We start from the raw sequence: 20,676 nt of genomic DNA on the forward strand, positions 1-20,676 counted from the left end.
TACAAATTATTATTTATAAAGTTACGAATTGTTCATTTGGATTTGACTGATTTTTGTCATATGAAAAAAGCTAATAAGTGTCTAGTTTTATTAAAACTAAATTTTGTAGACATGAAAACTCAAAAAAGGATGACACTCAAGTTCTATCAAAGTCTTGGCAGGTTATTCTATGCCATAGCCGCCGCTGACAAGCAGGTAAGAAAAGTAGAATTTAATAAGCTTAAGGAGTTAGTTAGAGAACAGTGGTTACCTTTAGATTCTACAGAAGATGAGTATCATTCAGATGCCGCTTATCAAATAGAAATTGTTTTTGATTGGCTGAATAATGAAGAAAACTTAAATGCTCAAGCTTGCTATGATGCCTTTATAAATTACAAAAATGAACAGCCTCATTTATTTACTGAAGAGGTAAATAGTCTCATTCTTAAAACAGGTAATACAATTGCCAACGCATTTGCAGGTATAAATAAATCAGAACTAATGATGCTAGCCAATTTAAGTATAGAATTAAAGAAATAGGTTAAGACTAAGTTTTCTTATATAAAATGCTCCATTGAAGGTAATATTTACTTGACCTATTAATTGTTATTACATCAAAAATTGATTTGAAAAACAAGAGATTACTTGGTTTATAACCCTTTTTTAAATAATTATTGAAATGTCATTTATAGACTATTATAAAATACTAGGTGTGTCAAAAACTGCCACTGAGGCAGACATTAAAAAGGCCTACCGGAAATTGGCACGAAAATACCATCCAGATTTAAATCCAAATGATACGGTAGCCGAAAAAAAATTCAAAGAAATTAATGAAGCTAATGAAGTATTGAGTCATCCTGAAAACAGGAAGAAATATGATCAATATGGAGAACACTGGCAACATGCTGAAGAATTTGAGAAGGCCAAACAGCAAGAGCAAAGCAAAGGCAGTTATACTAGTTCTGATGGGTATTCAGAAGAGGATTTTTCAGATTTTTTTGAACATATGTTTGGAGGTACATCTTCAAGAGCCAGAGGAGGACAAGTAAAATTTAGAGGACAAGACTATAATGCAGAATTACAACTAAGCCTTCAAGATGTTTATACAACTCATAAACGTACACTAACAGTAAACAATAAAAATATACGTATTACTATACCTGCTGGTGTAGAAAACGGACAAATAATTAAAATTAAGGGCCATGGTGGCAAAGGTGTAAATGGAGGTCCAAATGGTGATTTGTATATCCAGTTTTCAATTTCAAACCATACCAATTTTAAAAGAGATAAAAACAATCTTTATGTTGATGTAGATTTAGATTTATATATAGCTCTACTAGGAGGAGAGATTACCATTGATACATTTAACGGTAAAGTTAAACTTAACATAAAACCAGAAACTCAAAATAGAACTAAAGTCAAGTTGAAGGGCAAGGGTTTTCCTAAATATAGAAAAGAAGGACAATTTGGAGACCTTTATGTTACTTACTATATTAAGATACCTACCAACTTAACCACTCAAGAAAAGGAGTTAATAAAGGCGTTACAAAATATAAGAAAATAATGAAAGAGCAAGATTTAATATCAGTACAGTTGCTTTGTAAGCGTTATAATGTTCCAAATTCGTTCATAGAAAAATTACAGGAATATCAACTCATTGAAGTCATTGTTAGGCAAGAAGATTTTTTTATTCATGTAGCACAAATAAAAAAAGTTGAGAAACTAATGCGTTTACATTTTGACCTAAATATTAATTTAGAAGGCGTAGATGTTATATATAATTTATTGAAACAAGTAGAGGATTTACAAGAAGAAATTAAGTCTCTCAAAAACAAGTTAAACCGTTATGAGTAATATATTATAAAATGCTCACGTTTAAAAACTTTAACATAGCAGATTGGTTTTCATTTTACCGTATATTGGCTGCTCCATTTTTGTTGGTACTTATCTGGTTTGACTTACAATTGGTTTTTACCTGGTTTTTATTGGTAAGTTATGTTACAGATGCTCTTGATGGTTATTTAGCTAGAAAATTAAAAATTACAAGCCCAAGAGGATCTCAGCTTGATTCTATGGGGGATCAAATAACACTGACCGTAGGTTTAATAGGGTTATTCTATTTTGAAACACAATTCATAAAAACAAATCTTGTTTTAATAATAATTGCTTTTGTACCTTATATTTTACAAATGTTTTTAGCCTATTTTAAATATGGTAAAGCCACCGCTTTTCATACATATTTGGCTAAGCTTTCAGCATTACTACAAAGTCTTTTTATCTTATGGTCTTTGTTTTTTTCTCCTGAGTATATATTATTCTATGTCATGATAGTTGTTGGACTACTGGAAACTTTTGAAGAAATAACACTCATTTTTATGTATGATAATTGGGTGTCTGATGTTAAAGGTGTTTATTGGGCTTTGCGTGATAAACGTAGGTTAAAGAATGATAATTCCAAATAATTATAATATGCGCAGCTACTCAATATTTGCCATATTACTTTTATGTTTATTGATTTTAGGTGTAGATATTTTGGCTTTTTACTGGCTACAATCTATTACTAAATTATTGCCTTCATTTTTTAAAGTACTAATACATATTTTATTCTGGGTTTTTGCCCTAGGACTAGTATCAGCTATTTTAATACTTAAAGTAACTTTAGATGATATTTCTCCAATACGAAAGCATGTGTTTATATCGTCGCTATACGGTCTTACTGTAGCCTCATTTATTCCCAAAATTATTTTTGTGGTAGTAATATCCATATTGTTTTTTACTAACTATGTGTTTTCAGAACAGACATCTGTTTTTGTCATACCCCTAATTGGTTTGCTATCTGGTGTAGTGCCATTTTTAGCTGTATTGTATGCTATTTTTAAAGCAGTACATCGATTTAAAATACATCATCATAAAATACGTTTTAATACCCTACCAAAAGTGTTCAATGGTTTGAAAATAGTTCATATATCAGATTTACATTTAGGAAGTTTCAATTACCGATATAAGATCTTAAATGCTGCAATTAAACTCATTAATAATCTTTATCCAGATTTAATCTTTTTTACAGGAGATTTGGTAAATAACTATGCTTGGGAACTTGTTGGTTGGGAAAATATTTTTAATAAACTAAAAGCAAAAAGTGGAAAATATGCGGTTTTAGGAAATCATGATTATGGAGATTATTCCAATTGGAACACTGACCAAGAGAAGATTGAAAACTTTAATAAAATTACCCAATTCTATAAAGATATAGGTTTTTCACTTCTCCTTAATGACTCCGATACTATTAGGAGAAATTGTGATGAAATAGCTATTGTAGGTGTTGAGAATTGGGGAAAACCACCCTTTAAGCAATATGGCGATATTGCTGTTGCCTTGAAAAACTGTAAGGATACCCCTTTTAAAATTCTATTATCTCACGACCCTACTTTTTGGAAAGAAGTTGTTGTTAAAGAAACAAATATTTCCCTTACGCTTTCTGGTCATACACATGGTATGCAGCTTGGTTTTGAGTTTAAGAACTTGAAATGGAGCCCTATAAAATACAAGTATAAATATTGGGCTGGTTTATATGAAAAAAACAAGCAATTCTTGTATGTGAATAGGGGGTTGGGGTGGTTAGGTTTCCCGGGTAGATTGGGTATGCGTCCAGAAATTACTTGTTTAGAACTAATTGTTTAAACAAATTGAACAACTGACTTTTATCATTGTTCTAGTTTTAAAAATAAGTTAGTTTCATCTTACTAATTCAACAAAATCTTAGTTTTCTGTTGAGTTATGATGCTGTTATTCTGAAAAAACGAAACTATATAATTAAATGAAAGATTTAAATAAATTTGAAAGTTCTTGTATTCTAAAGAACAATTATATTGGCTACTTGTCATATATAAGCAAAGGCAAACCTTATGTTGTTCCAATCACTTATTATTATTCCGAGGAAGGAGATTATATAATTAGCTATTCAGGAGAAGGTCACAAGATAGATGCAATGCGTTCAAATGATTTGGTGTCTTTTTGTGTAACCGAAATAGATAATGTAAATAAATGGGAGTCAGTAATGGTACAGGGTAAATTTCAACAACTTCAAGGAGCATATGCTAAGCAACAATTGCATAAGTTTGTTTTGGGAGTAAAAAAAATGATTTTTAAGGAAAGTAATAAATATCCAGATTTGATAAGTGATTTTTCTAGTAAAGTAACCTCAGGAATACCCATAGTATACACCATAAAAGTAATGGATATAACTGGGAAAAGCAGAGAGTACTAGGTAATACAATGGTTAATAATTACATTCTAATTATTCCATATTTGTTTTAGCTTCTCGTTTTTGCTTTCTTTCTAATTTTCTAAAGTATCCTCGGGTCAAAAAATTATGTTTCAAGGCCTCCATGTTTTTGTTAAATTTATCTGCTCCGTTATTGATGTTTTTTATGGCTTTATCTAGATTTTTAACAAATTCGGGGTCATTAGCCAAATAGTTCATTGCACCATCTCCATCTTTTATATTTAACAAGGTTTCGTTTAAATTGATGACTACCTCATTAATATTTTTACTTGAGACTTCGAGATTGTTAATAACCTGTTTAACTTTTTGAGTTTCTAAGGTGTCTTTTAATAACACTCCCGCAATACTTTCATCTATATTTAAAGCATTCACAAGTTCATTTATTTCTCCCATAGTTCTATTGGCTTCTATACTTGTTAGTTTCAAATTGTTTATGGTTTTCTGAATATTTTTAGCTGTAATAGAATCATTTATTAGCATACCTATAGTGCCATTTCCGTTAGTTATTGAGTTTGCAATATCTAGTAGTTTTGCTGTTAAAAGGGCTGCATTTTCGTTGGTTACATTCAGCGTATTAAGCATGTCGTCTGTACCAATTTTAGAATATGATTTGATAGTGTCCCCTTTAGAAATGACAGTAGCATTACCATTACCTGGTGTAATATTAACGAGCATGTTTCCTACCAATCCATCGGTCCCTATAGTAGCAATAGCATCTTTCTTAATATGTGTTACCATTTTTTCGTCTATGATCATTATTACGTTAATAGTTGAATCGTTGATCATGTTGATTCTTTTAACTGTACCAACATTTATCCCTGAATATCTAACATTATTGCCCTGTAAAAGTCCGTTTACATTGTTAAAATTGGCACTTATTGTAAAAGTTTTAGTGAACATATTTTTACGTTGTCCTATTAAGTAAATAGCAGCAATAAAAAGAAGTAGTCCAACAATAACAAAGACACCTAATTTTAATTTTTCATCGGTTGTATTTTTCATGACTGTAGTTTTAATTATTTAAAAAACGCTCTTACTTTTTCATCTTTATAAGCTTCTAGTTCTTTAAAAGTGCCTTCAGCATAGTTTACACCATCTACAAGTAGAATCATGCGTTCAGATATGACCCGTGCACAATCTACATCGTGCGTTATTATTAAGGATGAGGTATTATATTGTTTTTGAACACGTCTCATGAGTTCAATAATTTCTTTTGATGTTATTGGGTCTAAACCACTTGTAGGTTCGTCATACAAAATAATTTTAGGTTTTAATATGAGTGTTCTAGCTAAGGCTATTCTACGTTTCATGCCTCCCGAAAGTTCTGAAGGCATTAAATCGATTGCTTTTAACAATCCAACACTTTTCAATGTTTCTTCCACAAGAGGTGTAGTATCTTTTAAATTGCCAAACTTATTTTTGTGTCTACGCAATGGAAATTCAAGGTTTTCTCTAACTGTCATAGAATCATATAAGGCGCTACCTTGAAATAAGAAGCCTATATTGATGCGTAGCGCATCTAATTCTAATTGGTTGAGGTTTAATAAGTTTTTTCCCAAAACATGGATGCTTCCAGAGTCGGGCTCCATCAATCCTACCAAACATTTTATCATAACAGACTTTCCAGATCCCGATTTACCCATAATTACAAGATTTTCGCCTTCAAAAAGCTCTAAATTAAATCCGTTCAAAACATGATTATCACCAAAGCTTTTTCGTAAATCTTTAATTTTTAATATCGACTTCTTTTGTATGTTTCCAGTGTTGGTCATCTCTTAAGTTTCAAAAAATAAATCTGTCACAAACACTGCTATAAAATCTAAAACAAAAAGCAGCATTGATGAAAAAACCACAGCAGAATTGGCCGCATCACCAACACCAACGGTACCTTTATCACAATAATAGCCTTTATAACAACCCACAAGACCAATGGCAAATCCAAAGAAAAAAGTTTTAATGGTAGCAGGAATGATATCGCCAAAGGCTATGGAATTAAAAACTTTGTTAAAGTATAATTGAAAAGACACATCTCCTTTTATATTTTCTATTAAATATGAACCATATAAGGCAATAGCATCTCCAAAGATTACTAAAATAGGTAAGGTAAGCGTGGCAGCTAAAACCCTAGTAACAACTAAAAATTTAAAAGGATTTGTTCCAGAAACTTCCATAGCATCTATTTGCTCTGTAACTCGCATAGAGCCTAATTCAGCACCTATTCCAGAAGCAATTCTACCTGCAAATGTTAACGCTATTATAACGGGACCAATTTCTCTGATTATAGAAATACTTACCATTGAAGGCATCCATGACTCTGCACCAAATTCTTCTAGCGTAGGGCGAGTTTGTAGTGTAATAACTAAGCCGATAATAAAACCAGTTATACTAACTAATAATAGCGATTTGTAGCCTATAGCGAAACACTGTTTAATGAGTGCTTTGAGCTCAAAAGGTTTTGAGATTAGTTCTCTGAAGAACCGAAGAGCAAAATATGTAAGCTCACCTATTTCTATAAAAAAAGACTTTATAAGACTTGATTTTGACATAACATGTAATCTCCAATCTACTAAATTTAGATATTAAATGGCAGATACTGAATGATAAATATCATATTGGAACATTAAGTTAATTACATTTAATGTGTTTTGTAAAGTTGAATATATCAGTAATAAATCGGCTTTTGATTCTGTGAGAGTTATGTCTGTGATACTCACAAAAAGATTTATAAATACTAGTCATGTCATTATATTTAGTTGTTATGTAGGTGTTTGTCCTTACTTAAATATCAATACCTTAAATATTTGAATTGCAAGAAACTAATGAATAAAACAAATAGATCAATAAAGGGATATTTTCTGTTCTTAACTTTCAAGTTTATGAATAGTTTAAAACTTCATTAATATTTTTAAGGTATTCTTTCGTCAAAAACCTTTTAAAGATGTTATTTTTGCTTGGTCAAAATTATTTGCATGTCCGTTATATCTCAAATCGAATTAGAAGAAAGAAAAACCGGTAAAGATCTTTACAGCTATCAAAAAGGCGCTATCGATAAAATTTTCAAAAGTTTTGATGAATCGCCTTCAGATTACCACTTACTATATCAATTGCCAACAGGAGGAGGTAAAACAGTAATTTTTTCTGAAATAGTTAGACAATACCTTAAAAATCATCAGAAAAAAGTTTTAGTGATGACACACCGTATTGAGTTGTGTAAACAAACATCTAGAATGCTTACGGAGTTTGGTGTGGTGAATAAAGTGGTTGATAGTAAAGCAGATTTGAGTGATCAAGCCCAATACAGCTGTTTTGTGGCGATGGTAGAAACCTTAAATAACAGGTTACATGACGATAAGCTTGATATATCTGATATTGGTTTGGTGATTATTGATGAAGCTCATTACAATTCATTTACAAAACTATTTAAATTTTTTAGTCAGTCTTTTGTTTTAGGTGTTACAGCAACACCTTTAAGCTCCAGCATAGAACTGCCAATGACAGATAATTATGACGAGTTAATTGTAGGTGAAAGCATTGAATCTTTAATTGAAAATGGGTTTTTAGCAAGAGCTGAAATGTTTAGCTATAATGTAGGCTTAACCTCTTTGGTTGTTGGAGCTAATGGTGATTATACGGTTAAGTCTTCAGAAGATTTATATACCGATGATAATATGCTTACCAAGCTTTTAAGGGCTTATGAAGAGCGATCAAAAGGTAAAAAAACATTAATCTTTAATAATGGTATTAATACATCTTTACATGTTTATGATACTTTTAGAAGAGCAGGTTACCCCATTGCACATTTAGATAATACAAACTCTAAAAGAGAACGAGCTAAAATTTTAAAGTGGTTTAAAAACACACCAGATGCTATTTTAACATCAGTTAGTATTTTAACAACAGGTTTTGATGAACCCACCGTTGAAAGTATTATTTTAAATAGAGCTACCAAATCACTTACCTTATACTACCAAATGATAGGTAGAGGTTCTAGGGTGTTAGAAAATAAAAAAACATTCCAAGTCATTGATTTAGGAAATAACTTTCATCGTTTTGGACCTTGGGGAGATAATTTAGATTGGCAACGTATTTTTAAATCGCCTAATTACTATTTAGATTCCTTGTTAAGTGATGAAGAATTAGAAAGTAACTTTAGGTACGAAATGCCAGATGACCTCAGGGAAGAATTTGCTAATTCTGATGATGTTCATTTTGATATTCAAAAAACCTATGTAGATTCTATAAGAGCAGGCGAGTCCTCTAAAGTAGTACTGGAACGTTCCATTGCACAACACGGTCATATTTGTATTGAAAATAGTGAAGACGTTTATGATGCTTTAACTTTGGCTAGAAAATTAGGTGATGATATAGATTTTAGAATCAACCGTTATACCAAGTGTATTAGTAAAAGCACCTATAATTTTGTAGAGTGGTTAAAAGGTGAGTATAGAAAAAAGCTTAATTCATATATTCGTGTAAACTTTGATAAGGTTTTTGAAAGCATTCACGGATACCCACCTGAAGACTAATAATTTATACCTATTTAAAACTAAAGCTATTGGATATTAAAAAGGCTTTAAAATTTATGCTCATTAGTACATTGTCTTTTGCTTGTATGAACAGTATTGTAAAGTATTTAGTCCATTTTAGCGCTTATCAAATAGTGTTTTTTAGATCTGTTTCTACCTTGGCTTTCACCATGGTATTTCTTCTCAGAAATCGTATTCCTATTTTGGGAAATAACAAAAAGATTTTAGTTTTAAGAGGATTGGTAGGTGTTACCTCAATGACACTCTTTTTTATGTCTACTAAGTATTTACCTATAGGAACCGCAGTTTCATTACGATATTTAGCACCTATTTTTGCAGCTATTTTTGCTATTTTATTTTTAAAAGAAACGGTGAAACCCATGCAATGGCTCTTCTTTTTAATGGCCTTTAGTGGTGTTGTTATCTTAAAAGGCTTTGATATGGAACTTAATAGCTATGGGCTCATGCTTATATTAATTTCAGCCATATTTAGCGGCTTAGTTTATGTTGTTCTAAGTAAGATAGGAAAGAGCGAGCATCCGGTTGTAGTGGTCAATTATTTCATGGCAGTATCCACTTTGGCTGGAGGTTTTTTATCAATTGGTAGTTGGGTAAACCCTATTGGTGTTGAATGGTCATTATTACTTGGTTTAGGTGTTTTTGGGTATTTTGGACAAGTATATATGACCAAAGCTTTTCAAACGGTATCATCTACAAGTCAAATAGCACCACTTAAATATATGGAAACCATTTTCACTTTACTTCTTGGAATCCTTGTTTTTGCTGAAGTTTATACATTCTGGAGTTTGTTGGGTATTTCATTAATCATTTTAGGATTAGTCTTGAATACCCAGTTTAGGGAAAAATTAAGAAGTTAGAAGTATATGGATAGAGCAAACAAGTATTCGTTTATAGAACCTAAAAAATCTCCTGTATTCTATGGATATGTTATTCTCTTTTTTGGAACCATAGGGGTTCTAGCTAGTATACCAGGTCAAACCGTGGGAGTTTCTGTATTTACAGACCCTGTAAAAGACGCTTTGGGGCTTACCAGAAATCAATTTAGTAATGCTTATATGATTGGAACATTATCCAGCTCATTACTAATAGGAAGTGCTGGAAAGTGGTTTGATATATATGGTTCTCGTTTTGTGGCTTTTTTTGCGGCATTATTACTTGGGTTTTCACTTATCTTATGTTCATTTTCAGTTAATATAAGTGAAACTTTTTCCTTGCTATTTAATATCCAGTCTTGGTTTGTACCGTTTACGGTTATGACCATGTTATTTTTTTTAATTCGATTTAGTGGACAAGGCGTGATTACTATGGCATCAAGAAACATGATTATGCTTTGGTTTGATAAAAATAGGGGTAAAGTAAACTCTATAAGTAGCATAGCGGTGTCTCTTGGTTTTTCAATTTCCCCTATAGTTTTCAGTTATTTAATAGATAATTATGGTTGGGAAAAAAGCTGGCAAATACTGGCACTTTGTTTGCTTACTTTTAGCATTTTTATAATGCAGTTTTACAGAGATAAACCAGAGGATTTTAATTTAATACCCGATGGTTTTTCTGCTAATAAACAAGACTCAAACAAAATTTCGGTTAAAAGAGATTTTACGCTTACTGAAGCTAAAAAAACAAGAGCTTTTTGGATTATAGGTTTCATTTTAGCCTTTAATAGTTTTTTTATAACGGGTTTTACGTTTCATGTGGTTTCAATTTTTGAAAGTCAAGGGTTTCCAAAATCTCAAGCTATAGCTGTTTTTGTACCCATTTCAATAATCGCCATTATAGTTTCAACGCTATGTAATATTTTAAGTGATTACATTAAGCACAGAATATATATCTTACTCATGATTATTAGTGGGTTTTTAGCGTCATTTGGGTTGTTGTTTTTGTCAGAAATGATAGGGGTGTACCTTTTAATACTAGGCTGTGGGGTTTTAGGAGGTTTGTTTGCCGTGGTAAATGCCGTAACATGGCCAAAATATTTTGGAAGAAAACATTTGGGTGCCATAACGGGTAAAGTCATGAGTTTTTTAGTTGTTGCTAGTGCCATAGCACCTACAATATTCAGTTATTCCTATAGTAGTTTAGGAACTTATGAATTTATAAGTTTAATTAATATGATGTTTTTAACTGTTCTTTTTATTGGATTTTTTAAGGTAAAGAACCCACAATAAAAGGTGGTATTTAGAGTGTTTTTTACTTTGATTAACCCACGATATTTGTACTTTTAGATGCTTTAAATATTAGATTATTAGAAACATGACCTTTAAATCGCGCATAAATAGTTTTAGGAGAAAATTAATGAAAGGGCTAACCAAAAATATTGGTAGTGTTTCTGTAGAGCCTAAAAAGGGAGATCTAAAAAAAGAAGAAGTAAAAAACGTTTTAATTATTCGCCCTAATCATCGTTTAGGTAATCAATTATTACTCACGCCACTTGTGCAGGAGGTCTTAAACACGTTTCCCAGTTGTCAAGTAGATTTGTTTGTAAAGGGTGGAGTAGCACATCCTGTTTTTCAAAATTATGATAGGGTAGACAAAATTATAAAGCTACCTAGAAAGCCTTTTGATAATTTGTTTAGATATGCTAAAAGTTGGTTGTCCATAAAGGGTAAGTCTTATGATTTAGTTATAAATGGGGATAAGAATTCTTCTTCTGGTAGGCTGTTAACTAAAATGGCTAAAGCCAAATTCAAAATTTTTGGAGAATCAATCGAAGTTGTTAAAAATGAGTATGATGATTACAAACATATTTCTAAATATCCTATCTATAATTTGCGTTATTATTTAAAAAAGGTGGGTTATGACTTCAACGGTATAGCTTTACCTCTTCTAGATATTAAATTAAATAAAAATGAAATAGCTGCTGGTAAAAAGATTCTTGATGATTTAGTGAAGAATAATAAAAAGACCATTTGTATTTATACCAATGCCACAGGAGATAAGTGCTATTCTGAAACGTGGTGGGAAACATTTTATCAAAGGTTATTAAAAGAGTTTCCAGATTATAATATTATAGAAATGTTACCCATAGAAAACATTTCAAAAATTAATTTTAAAGCTCCAAATTTCTATAGTAAAGATATAAGGGAAATGGGAGGCGTGCTTAGTAATACAGCTATTTTTATAGCCGCTGATAATGGCGTTATGCATTTAGCCAGTGCATCGTTAGTGCCTACCGTTGGCTTTTTTTCAGTAACAAAAGAAGAGGTTTATGGGTCTTATGGAAACGGTAGTTTGGCTCTAAATACCAATAATACCAATATAGATGATTGGTTTAAAAGTATTAAAGGTATTTTAAGCTAGTTGAATTTTTCACATTTTTTTGATGGAATTTAATAACAATTACTGATAAATAATGGAAATTAGTTTGACGGACGTCATAATAAATCTTATTTTAGAATTCATATTTGTAAATGAATGAATCCAAACTTAGCTTTTTTAAATTCTTTTATTAGTGTTTCAGAGGGCACTTTTACAGAATTAGAGGCCATAACAAGTTTTAGAAGAGTTCCAGCAGGTACAGAATTGGTAGGATTGGGCGACGTTCCGTCAAAAATATACATGCTAGTGTCTGGAATTGTAAGATGTTATTTAACTACTGAGTCTGGTAAAGAATTTAATAAAAGTTTTTACCTGCCAACATGTTTCTTTGCTTCCCTAACAGCCTTAATTAGAAAAAAACCATCAATATTTGTTTTTGAAACTATATCAGATTGTAAAATTTATGAAATTGACTATTATAAATTCAGAGGACTTTGTAAAATTGACGATTCAATAAATACCCTTTATTCTAAAGTTTTGGAAGGGGTATATATGAAGTATGAAAGTCGCCTTGTAGAACTCATATCGCTTGATGCCAAAGACAGATATTTAGCCTTAAGAGAGCAAACACCAAATGTAGATGAGTTAATTCCACAGTATCATATTGCTTCTTATTTAGGGATAACAGCCGTACAATTAAGTAGAATTAGAAAAAAAATAGACGAAAGTTAACATTTGTTAATAGTTAACAAAATGTTAAATAATATATTTGAATGATTTCCTTTCGCAATTACGAAATATAAAGGATTGATAGCTAACCAACCAAAAAAACAGGTAAATATTTACCTGTTTTTTCTTTTTTATATTATTACTGTTTTTTTATTTCATACTGCCAACCATGTCTTCGGGTCTTACCCAATCGTCATATTCTTCGGCAGTAACATACCCTAGGTTAATAGCTTCCTCCTTTAAAGTAGTACCATTTTTGTGAGCGGTATTTGCAATTTCAGCGGCTTTGTAATAGCCAATTTTTGTGTTTAAAGCTGTAACTAGCATTAGTGAATTATTAAGTAATTCTTTAATAATAGTATAATTGGGTTCTATTCCTATAGCACAATTAACATCAAAACTTACACAGGCATCACCAATTAGTTGTGCAGATTGTAATACATTAGCTGCCATAACAGGCTTAAATACATTCAATTCATAATGCCCTTGTGTGCCACCAACAGAAACGGTAACATCGTTACCAATAACTTGAGCACATACCATAGTCATGGCTTCACACTGGGTAGGGTTCACTTTACCTGGCATGATAGAACTTCCCGGTTCATTGGCAGGAATTATTATTTCACCAATACCGCTTCTAGGGCCAGAGGCCATCATTCTAATATCATTGGCTATTTTATTTAAAGAAACAGCCAATTGTTTCAATGCTCCATGAGTTTCAACCAAAGCATCATGAGCAGCTAAAGCTTCAAATTTATTGGGTGCTGTTATAAATGGTAAGTTGGTAAATTTGGCTATGTACTCTGCCACGCGTTTGTCATAACCTTTGGGAGTATTTAGCCCCGTACCAACAGCAGTTCCTCCCAAAGCTAATTCACTTAAATGTGGTAACGTATTTTCAAGGGCCTTAATCCCGTGGTCTAACTGCGCTACATACCCCGAAATCTCTTGTCCTAAGGTTAATGGCGTAGCATCCATTAAGTGGGTTCTACCTATTTTTACAACATCTTTAAAAGCTTCAGATTTTTTCTTTAATGTATCTCTTAACTGTCTAACTCCCGGAATGGTAACTTCTACAATTTTCTTATAAGCTGCAATATGCATTCCAGTAGGGAAAGTATCATTAGACGATTGTGATTTATTAACATCATCATTAGGCTGGATGGTTTTTTCGCCCTCACCAATAACTTTGCCAGCCAATTGATGTGCTCTGTTAGCTATAACTTCGTTAACATTCATGTTGCTTTGAGTACCAGAGCCCGTTTGCCAAATAACCAACGGAAATTGGTCGTCATGTTTTCCTTCCAGAATCTCATCACAAACCTGAGCTATTAAATCGCGCTTTTCAATAGGTAATACTCCTAACTCACAATTGGTGAATGCAGCAGCTTTTTTTAAGTAAGCAAAACCATAAATTACTTCCAAAGGCATTGATGCTGAATGTCCAATTTTAAAGTTATTTCTAGATCTCTCTGTTTGGGCTCCCCAAAGTTTGTCGGCAGGAACTTTTACCTCACCCATCGTATCTTTTTCTATTCTGAAACTCATTGTAATTTATTATTAATAATGAAGCACAAAGTTACCTTTTTTTAAGTGGTTATTGATAAGATTTTTGTTAGTTTTTCAGCTATCCTTTCATGAAGCTCGTGTAGTGGAAAACTCTGTTAATAAATTTAAATTACATGTTGTATAACAAATGGCTTTGCATTATCTTTGCAAGAGATTTATAAAAATACAACCAAAAATTATGTTTGAATTTGACCAATATTTAGGATTTTTAGCTTTTTTAACTATTTTGACCATTGGGTTTTGGTTAATGATTTTTTTGTTAACATTCGTAATTCCATATTGGATTGGTGGTGCGTTTATTGAAAGAATGAAAGAAATAAAAGAAGCCAAGAAAGCTAAGCGCTAAAAACGTTTAATAAATTTTTTAAATAAATATTAAAAAGGAAGCTAATTTAGCTTCCTTTTTTTTGTTAGATAAAACTCCTGCCTTTACAAGAGTCCTTATTTTTTTATTAAATACAATTATTAGTATTCCTTTAAAAATAAATTTTAAATCCTATTTTGTTTTATTACAAAATTAAATTATATCAAGAATTTTTTCCGTGGGCCTTCCAATAACGGCTTTGTTGCCATATACAACTATGGGTCTTTCAATGAGTTTAGGATTTTCTACCATGGCGGTAATAATTTCAGAATCCGTTAAATCTTTGCCTTTGTATTGCTCTTTCCAAACAGCTTCGCTTTTTCTAACAAGCGCTATAGGTTTAATACCTAAAAGATTGATAATATTCTGTAATTCGTTTTTACTTGGAATATCTTCTAAATATTTTACAATTTCAAAATCTTTACCAGATGCTTCTAATACTGCAACCCCCAAACGTGATTTACTGCAGCGATTGTTGTGATATATTTTAATCATTACAAATTGATGTTGTATGGTTTTAAATCTTCAATTAGTTGCTCTGGACTTTTAAATCTAATACCATTAATCCCCAAATTATTTGCTGCTTCAATATTTCGAGCATTATCATCAATAAAAATTGATTTTTCTGGTTTTATATTAAAACGATTTAAAGTTAAATGGTAAATTTCATCAAAGGGTTTTCTGGTTTTTTCTTCTCCCGAAACAATAATGCCCTCAAACCATTGTAAAAATTCAAACCTATCTAGTGCTATTGGAAAAGTTTCTGCACTCCAATTAGTTAAAGCCACAACTTTATAGTTGTTAGAATTTATGATTTTTTTCAAAATTTCAACGGTACCTGATATGGAATCTCCCAACATATCTACCCATCGACCATAAAACATTCTAATGAGTTCTTCGTGTTCTGGAAACATGGCTACACGCTCTTCAGTAGCTTTTGCCATAGGGTAACCAGCATCTTGGTTTTCATTCCAGTTGTTTGTACAAATGTTATCAAAAAACCATTGCATTTTGTCTCTATCACCATTGAATTCATCAAGGTAAACATATTCTGGATTCCAATCTATAAGAACACCACCAAGGTCGAAAATAAATGTATCTATTTTATGCATATTATAATTGGTCTGTTTCTTCTTGTTTTTGTCCCATACTCATTAAATAGGATTTTAAAAATGAATTAATATCGCCATTCATTACCGCATCTACATTACCAGTTTCATGACCCGTGCGCACATCTTTTACCAATTTATAAGGATGCATCACGTAATTTCGTATTTGGCTACCCCATTCAATTTTCATTTTACTCGCCTCAATGTCATCTCTTTGGGCACGTTGCTTTTCTAGTTCTATTTCGTACAGTTGAGAGCGCAACATTTGCATAGCACGTTCTCTGTTATCATGCTGAGAACGCGTTTCAGAACATGAAATTTGAATACCAGTAGGTTTGTGAACTAACTGTACTTTGGTTTCAACTTTGTTAACGTTTTGTCCGCCGGCACCACTAGAACGAGCCGTAGTTATTTCAATATCGGCAGGATTTATTTCTATTTCAATCGTATCATCCACCAATGGATATACATACACTGAGGCAAAGCTTGTATGCCGTTTGGCATTGCTATCAAATGGGGAAATCCGCACTAGCCTGTGTACACCGTTCTCACCTTTCAGCCAACCAAAAGCAAAATCACCATCAATTTCAAGCGTCACTGTTTTTATGCCAGCAACATCCCCTTCTTGATAATTTAGTTCCTTGACTTTATAACCGCTCTTCTCGGCATACATTAAATACATACGCATGAGCATACTGGCCCAGTCACAACTTTCAGTACCTCCAGCACCAGCAGTAATTTGAAGCACAGCACTTAATCCATCACCTTCATCAGATAACATATTTTTAAACTCAATATCTTCTAGAAATGTGGCAGATTTATTAAAATGCAATTCAATTTCTTCGGCAGGAGTTTCTCCTTCTTTGTAGAACTCGTAAAGTACTTCTAAATCTTCAATTTGAGCCTTAATTGTGTTATAATCTTCAACCCACTTCTTTTTTACTCGAAGTGATTTCATAACTACTTCGGCAGATTTAGGGTCATCCCAGAAATTAGGATCAAAGGTTTGTTCTTCTTCGTTTTGAATTTCAATAAGCTTCCTATCTATGTCAAAGATAGTGCCTTAGTTTGTCAAGGCGGGTATTAAGATCTTTAATTTGATCTGATGTAATCATAGTTGTATTTGTTTGGAACAAAAATATAATTAATAGTGATTAGCTGAAATAACTTCGTATATTTTTTTAGATTTAACTCTTTAACAAGAGAATAACTTTCTATAAATTATTCAATATGAAAATTGATTTAAGAAGTGATACAGTTACAAAACCAACAAAAGCTATGTTGGATTATATGATTCAAGCAAATGTTGGTGATGATGTTTTTAGAGAAGATGAGACTGTTAATTTATTGGAAGAACGAATAGCAAATATGTTTGGAAAAGATAAAGCCTTGTTTTTTCCTAGTGGAACCATGGCAAACCAAACAGCTGTTAAACTACATACTAAACCTGGTGATCAAATTATTTCTGATAAATACGCCCATATTTATAATTATGAATCGGGTGGTGTTGCTTTTAATAGTGGTGTTTCCTGCAAATTGCTAAATGGAAATAGAGGTATGTTTACAGCAAAACAGGTTGATGAAGCTATTAATCCTAGTGACTATTGGTATGCACCTACAAGTATGGTAGCCATTGAAAATACAACTAATAAAGGTGGCGGGGCTTGTTGGGATTATGATGAACTACTAAAGATTAAAGATATTTGTTTAAATAATAATTTAGGGATTCATTTAGATGGAGCCAGATTGTGGAATGCATTAGTTGCTAAAAAAGAAACAACACAGCAATATGGAGAAATTTTCGATACTATTTCGGTGTGCTTAAGTAAAGGATTAGGTTGTCCTGTGGGGTCTGTTTTAGTTGGAAATGAAACTATCATGCAAAATGCATTAAGACTTAGAAAAGTTTTTGGAGGCAACATGCGGCAGGTAGGTTATTTGGCTGCGGCGGGTATCTATGCTATAGAAAACAATATGGATAGATTAGCCGAAGATCATAAAAAAGCTAAAGACATAGGAGGTGTGCTTTCTAAACTATCCTGCATAAAAAAGGTAGAACCTGTAGAAACTAATATTGTGATTTTTGAACTAAATGATGATGTAAATGAAAATGAATTTGTTCAAAAGTTAGCCAACAAAAACATACACATCATTAGTATGGGAGGTCATAAACTAAGAGTAGTCACCCATTTAGATTACACAAATAATATGCATGAAAAATTTTTACGTTTGCTAAATAAAATTGATTTCACTAAACACTAAACACTAAACACTAAACACTAAACACTAAACACTAAACACTAATCACTATTTAAACATGTCCATTCCAGGAATATTAGGCATGCCTTCTTTGGCTACTGCTGCCAGTTCAGTTTCATTTACTTTCGTTGCTTTTTCAATCGCTTTATTTAGTGTTAATATTAAGTAATCTTCAAGTTGCTCCTTATCTTGTAGTAGTTCATCATCAATACAAATAGATTTTATCTCTCTGTTAGCCGTAAGGGTTACACTTAATTTACCATCAGAACTTTTTTCTTCAACTAAAACGGTATCTAAACGTTTTTTTGTCTCTTCAACTTTTCTTTGGGTTTCCTTTAGCTTACCCATCATATTCATCATATCTCCAAACATAAATCTTAATTTTAATGGTTAGAAGTACAAATTTAATAGGTAAATTAATGACATAGAAATTTTAAAATGAAAAGTTGGAGTTTTATTTTATTCTTAAGTATTATTTTTGCGCTTTCGTGTAAAGAAGAAACTAAAATGACAGAACCTAATATTCTGGATGATGCACCTGTTGCCATAAAAAAACCTAAAAAACTAACAATTCATAACGATGTTAGAATTGATAACTATTATTGGTTAAACCAGCGAGAAAATAAAGAAGTTATTGATTATTTAAATGCTGAAAATGCATATACTAAAAAAGTAATGCAACATACAGAATCTTTTCAAAAAATATTATTTGAAGAGATGAAATCTAGGATAAAAGAAGAAGATACTACCGTTCCTTATAAACTGAATGGGTATTGGTATATGACACGTTATGAAAAAGGAAAAGATTATCCTGTTTATGTCAGAAAAAAAGAATCCCTAGAAGCCCCAGAGGAATTGCTGTTTAATTGTAATGATATGGCCAAGGAACACGCGTATTTCAAGTTAGGGGGGATTGCTATAAGTCCAGATAACAAGTTAGCAGCATTTTCGACAGATGTAGTAAGTAGGAGACAATATACCATTCAAATTAAAAACTTAGAAACTGGTGAGATTTTAGAAGACAACATTAAAAACACTACAGGTAGTGTAACTTGGGCAAATGACAACAAGACCTTGTTTTACACCACGAAAGATGAAGTGACACTGCGCTCTCACAAAATATTCAAACACAAGTTAGGTTCTAAAGTTGAGAAAGACATTGAAGTATATCATGAAGCAGATGATACTTTTAACACCTTTGTTTATAAATCAAAATCCAGACAATACATCATCATTGGTTCATCTAGCACCCTGTCAACAGAGTATAGATTTTTGAATGCTAATGACCCCGATGGTTCGTTTAAAGTGTTTCAGGAGCGTCAAAAAAAATTAGAGTACAGTATAGCTCACTATAATGGCTGTTTTTACATAATGACCAATGCCAATGGCGCCACAAATTTTAAATTAATGAAAACTGATGAGAATAACACTTCTATAAACCATTGGGAAGAAGTTATTCCACACCGAAATGATGTTTTGCTAGAAGATATTGAGATTTTCAAAAACCACTTAGTGGTTAATGAGCGTGAAAATGGATTGAATAAATTACGAATCATGAGTTGGAATGGAACCGAAGATTATTATCTGCCATTCGAGTCTGAAACTTACACCGTTTATATAGGTAATAATCCAGATTTTGATAGTGAGTTTCTTCGATATTCCTACAACTCCTTAACAACCCCTAGCTCTGTTATAGATTACAATTTTAAAACAAAACAAAGTGAGATTAAAAAAGAACAAGAAGTTTTAGGTGGAAAATTTAATAAAAACAACTATGAGTCTAAAAGAATTTGGGCAACAGCAAGAGATGGTGTACAAGTTCCTATTTCATTGGTTTACAAAAAAGGAATAAAATTAGATGGTTCCAATCCATTATTACAATATGCTTATGGTTCCTATGGCTCTACAATAGATCCATCCTTCTCAACCATTAGGCTGAGTTTATTAGATCGTGGCTTTATATATGCCATTTCACATGTAAGAGGAGGTGAATATTTAGGGAGAAGTTGGTATGAGAACGGTAAATTACTAACTAAAAAGAACACATTCTTTGATTTTATTGATTGTTCTAAATATTTAATTCAAAAAAAATACACGTCTAAACATCATTTATACGCTTATGGAGGATCTGCAGGAGGTCTTTTAATGGGTGCTGTGATAAATTTAAATCCTGAATTGTATAAAGGGGTCTTAGCTGCTGTTCCATTTGTAGATGTTGTCACAACCATGTTAGATGATAGCATTCCTTTAACAACAGGAGAATATGATGAATGGGGAGACCCTAATAAAAAAGAGTATTATCATTATATGAAATCGTATTCACCCTATGATAATATTGAAGCTAAAGACTACCCAAATATGCTGGTTACAACAGGTTTACACGATTCTCAAGTTCAATATTGGGAGCCTGCCAAGTGGGTTGCAAAATTACGTGAACTGAAAACAGACTCCAACATACTTTTGTTGCATACCGACATGGATTCTGGTCATGGTGGCGCATCTGGAAGATTTGAAAGCTTAAAAGAAGTAGCTCTAGAATATGCATTTTTGTTAGATTTAGAGGGTATTAATAATTAATTT

The 20,676-nt window shown here is 32.0% G+C and carries 22 protein-coding genes; 14 read left to right on the forward strand and 8 right to left on the reverse strand.

Annotated elements, in window-relative coordinates; translation table 11 throughout:
- Nucleotides 1-111: 111 nt before the first annotated feature.
- From DFQ02_RS04500 to DFQ02_RS04525, 6 genes are all read left to right on the forward strand, one after another.
- Entirely contained in the window at nt 112-519 is a 408-nt protein-coding gene (locus DFQ02_RS04500; protein ID WP_116040049.1) for a hypothetical protein, read from the forward strand.
- 139 nt (nt 520-658) lie between these two features.
- A complete protein-coding gene (locus DFQ02_RS04505) occupies nt 659-1,543 on the forward strand; it encodes a DnaJ C-terminal domain-containing protein (protein ID WP_116039804.1) in 885 nt (294 codons plus the stop codon).
- Nucleotides 1,543-1,833 carry a chaperone modulator CbpM gene (locus DFQ02_RS04510; protein WP_116039805.1) on the forward strand — a complete coding sequence of 97 codons (291 nt, stop codon included), beginning with the start codon at nt 1,543-1,545 and terminating at the stop codon, nt 1,831-1,833. The genes DFQ02_RS04505 and DFQ02_RS04510 overlap by 1 nt, the downstream gene beginning before the upstream one ends.
- Nucleotides 1,834-1,844: 11 nt before the next feature.
- Complete coding sequence (locus DFQ02_RS04515) at nt 1,845-2,441, forward strand: CDP-alcohol phosphatidyltransferase family protein (protein ID WP_116039806.1); 597 nt, start codon at nt 1,845-1,847, stop codon at nt 2,439-2,441.
- Nucleotides 2,442-2,448: 7 nt separating this feature from the next.
- On the forward strand, nt 2,449-3,660 hold the full coding sequence (locus tag DFQ02_RS04520) for a metallophosphoesterase (protein ID WP_116040050.1): 1,212 nt from the start codon (nt 2,449-2,451) through the stop codon (nt 3,658-3,660).
- A gap of 136 nt (nt 3,661-3,796) precedes the next feature.
- Nucleotides 3,797-4,246, forward strand: coding sequence for a pyridoxamine 5'-phosphate oxidase family protein (locus DFQ02_RS04525; RefSeq protein ID WP_116039807.1), 450 nt, complete (start codon nt 3,797-3,799; stop codon nt 4,244-4,246).
- A 30-nt stretch (nt 4,247-4,276) separates the two neighbouring features.
- Here the strand turns inward: DFQ02_RS04525 and DFQ02_RS04530 are convergent, their stop codons facing one another.
- From DFQ02_RS04530 to DFQ02_RS04540, 3 genes are read right to left on the reverse strand one after another with little or no spacing between them, the layout of a single operon-like run.
- Nucleotides 4,277-5,266, reverse strand: a complete 990-nt coding sequence (locus DFQ02_RS04530) for an MlaD family protein (RefSeq protein WP_116039808.1) — start codon at nt 5,264-5,266, stop codon at nt 4,277-4,279.
- Between the two features lie 14 nt (nt 5,267-5,280).
- Nucleotides 5,281-6,036 (reverse strand): ABC transporter ATP-binding protein, encoded by a 756-nt coding sequence (locus DFQ02_RS04535; protein ID WP_116039809.1) that lies wholly within the window; start codon nt 6,034-6,036, stop codon nt 5,281-5,283.
- Between the two features lie 3 nt (nt 6,037-6,039).
- Nucleotides 6,040-6,810 (reverse strand): MlaE family ABC transporter permease, encoded by a 771-nt coding sequence (locus tag DFQ02_RS04540; protein ID WP_116039810.1) that lies wholly within the window; start codon nt 6,808-6,810, stop codon nt 6,040-6,042.
- A gap of 423 nt (nt 6,811-7,233) precedes the next feature.
- Here DFQ02_RS04540 and DFQ02_RS04545 point away from each other — a divergent pair, with 423 nt between their 5' ends.
- The 5 genes from DFQ02_RS04545 to DFQ02_RS04565 all read left to right on the forward strand — a co-directional run bounded on the left by DFQ02_RS04545 (nt 7,234) and on the right by DFQ02_RS04565 (nt 12,798).
- The gene (locus tag DFQ02_RS04545) at nt 7,234-8,790 is read left to right on the forward strand and encodes a DEAD/DEAH box helicase (protein WP_116039811.1); all 1,557 of its coding nucleotides are present in this window, start codon (nt 7,234-7,236) and stop codon (nt 8,788-8,790) included.
- Nucleotides 8,791-8,819: 29 nt separating this feature from the next.
- Nucleotides 8,820-9,668 carry a DMT family transporter gene (locus DFQ02_RS04550; RefSeq protein ID WP_317124689.1) on the forward strand — a complete coding sequence of 283 codons (849 nt, stop codon included), beginning with the start codon at nt 8,820-8,822 and terminating at the stop codon, nt 9,666-9,668.
- A gap of 6 nt (nt 9,669-9,674) precedes the next feature.
- Nucleotides 9,675-10,976 (forward strand): MFS transporter, encoded by a 1,302-nt coding sequence (locus tag DFQ02_RS04555; protein WP_116039812.1) that lies wholly within the window; start codon nt 9,675-9,677, stop codon nt 10,974-10,976.
- A gap of 127 nt (nt 10,977-11,103) precedes the next feature.
- The gene (locus DFQ02_RS04560) at nt 11,104-12,108 is read left to right on the forward strand and encodes a glycosyltransferase family 9 protein (protein WP_245940197.1); all 1,005 of its coding nucleotides are present in this window, start codon (nt 11,104-11,106) and stop codon (nt 12,106-12,108) included.
- A 114-nt stretch (nt 12,109-12,222) separates the two neighbouring features.
- Entirely contained in the window at nt 12,223-12,798 is a 576-nt protein-coding gene (locus DFQ02_RS04565) for a Crp/Fnr family transcriptional regulator (protein WP_116039814.1), read from the forward strand.
- Nucleotides 12,799-12,945: 147 nt separating this feature from the next.
- Here DFQ02_RS04565 and fumC read toward each other — a convergent pair whose 3' ends face one another.
- Nucleotides 12,946-14,343 (reverse strand): class II fumarate hydratase, encoded by a 1,398-nt coding sequence (fumC, locus tag DFQ02_RS04570; RefSeq protein ID WP_116039815.1) that lies wholly within the window; start codon nt 14,341-14,343, stop codon nt 12,946-12,948.
- Nucleotides 14,344-14,542: 199 nt separating this feature from the next.
- Between fumC and DFQ02_RS15155 the strand changes: the two genes are divergently transcribed.
- Entirely contained in the window at nt 14,543-14,710 is a 168-nt protein-coding gene (locus DFQ02_RS15155; RefSeq protein ID WP_181896353.1) for a hypothetical protein, read from the forward strand.
- Nucleotides 14,711-14,881: 171 nt separating this feature from the next.
- Here DFQ02_RS15155 and arsC read toward each other — a convergent pair whose 3' ends face one another.
- The 3 genes from arsC to prfB form a co-directional block, all read right to left on the reverse strand.
- On the reverse strand, nt 14,882-15,223 hold the full coding sequence (gene arsC, locus DFQ02_RS04575) for an arsenate reductase (glutaredoxin) (protein ID WP_116039816.1): 342 nt from the start codon (nt 15,221-15,223) through the stop codon (nt 14,882-14,884).
- Complete coding sequence (locus tag DFQ02_RS04580) at nt 15,223-15,840, reverse strand: HAD family hydrolase (protein ID WP_116039817.1); 618 nt, start codon at nt 15,838-15,840, stop codon at nt 15,223-15,225. The genes arsC and DFQ02_RS04580 overlap by 1 nt, the downstream gene beginning before the upstream one ends.
- A gap of 1 nt (nt 15,841) precedes the next feature.
- Nucleotides 15,842-16,952, reverse strand: a protein-coding gene (prfB, locus tag DFQ02_RS04585; protein ID WP_116039818.1) for a peptide chain release factor 2 whose coding sequence is annotated in 2 segments (ribosomal slippage) — nt 15,842-16,888 and nt 16,890-16,952 — 1,110 coding nt in all. Because the reading frame shifts where the segments join, the coding sequence is not laid out codon by codon here.
- A 115-nt stretch (nt 16,953-17,067) separates the two neighbouring features.
- Here prfB and DFQ02_RS04590 point away from each other — a divergent pair.
- Nucleotides 17,068-18,099, forward strand: a complete 1,032-nt coding sequence (locus tag DFQ02_RS04590) for a threonine aldolase family protein (protein WP_116039819.1) — start codon at nt 17,068-17,070, stop codon at nt 18,097-18,099.
- 45 nt (nt 18,100-18,144) lie between these two features.
- On the opposite strand, the gene DFQ02_RS04595 is transcribed toward DFQ02_RS04590, so the two are convergent.
- Entirely contained in the window at nt 18,145-18,468 is a 324-nt protein-coding gene (locus DFQ02_RS04595; RefSeq protein WP_116039820.1) for a YbaB/EbfC family nucleoid-associated protein, read from the reverse strand.
- Between the two features lie 66 nt (nt 18,469-18,534).
- Between DFQ02_RS04595 and DFQ02_RS04600 the strand changes: the two genes are divergently transcribed.
- Nucleotides 18,535-20,673, forward strand: a complete 2,139-nt coding sequence (locus tag DFQ02_RS04600; protein ID WP_116039821.1) for a S9 family peptidase — start codon at nt 18,535-18,537, stop codon at nt 20,671-20,673.
- Nucleotides 20,674-20,676: the final 3 nt, after the last annotated feature.

It is taken from the genome of Seonamhaeicola aphaedonensis, from assembly GCF_003386195.1.
GTDB lineage: Bacteria > Bacteroidota > Bacteroidia > Flavobacteriales > Flavobacteriaceae > Seonamhaeicola > Seonamhaeicola aphaedonensis.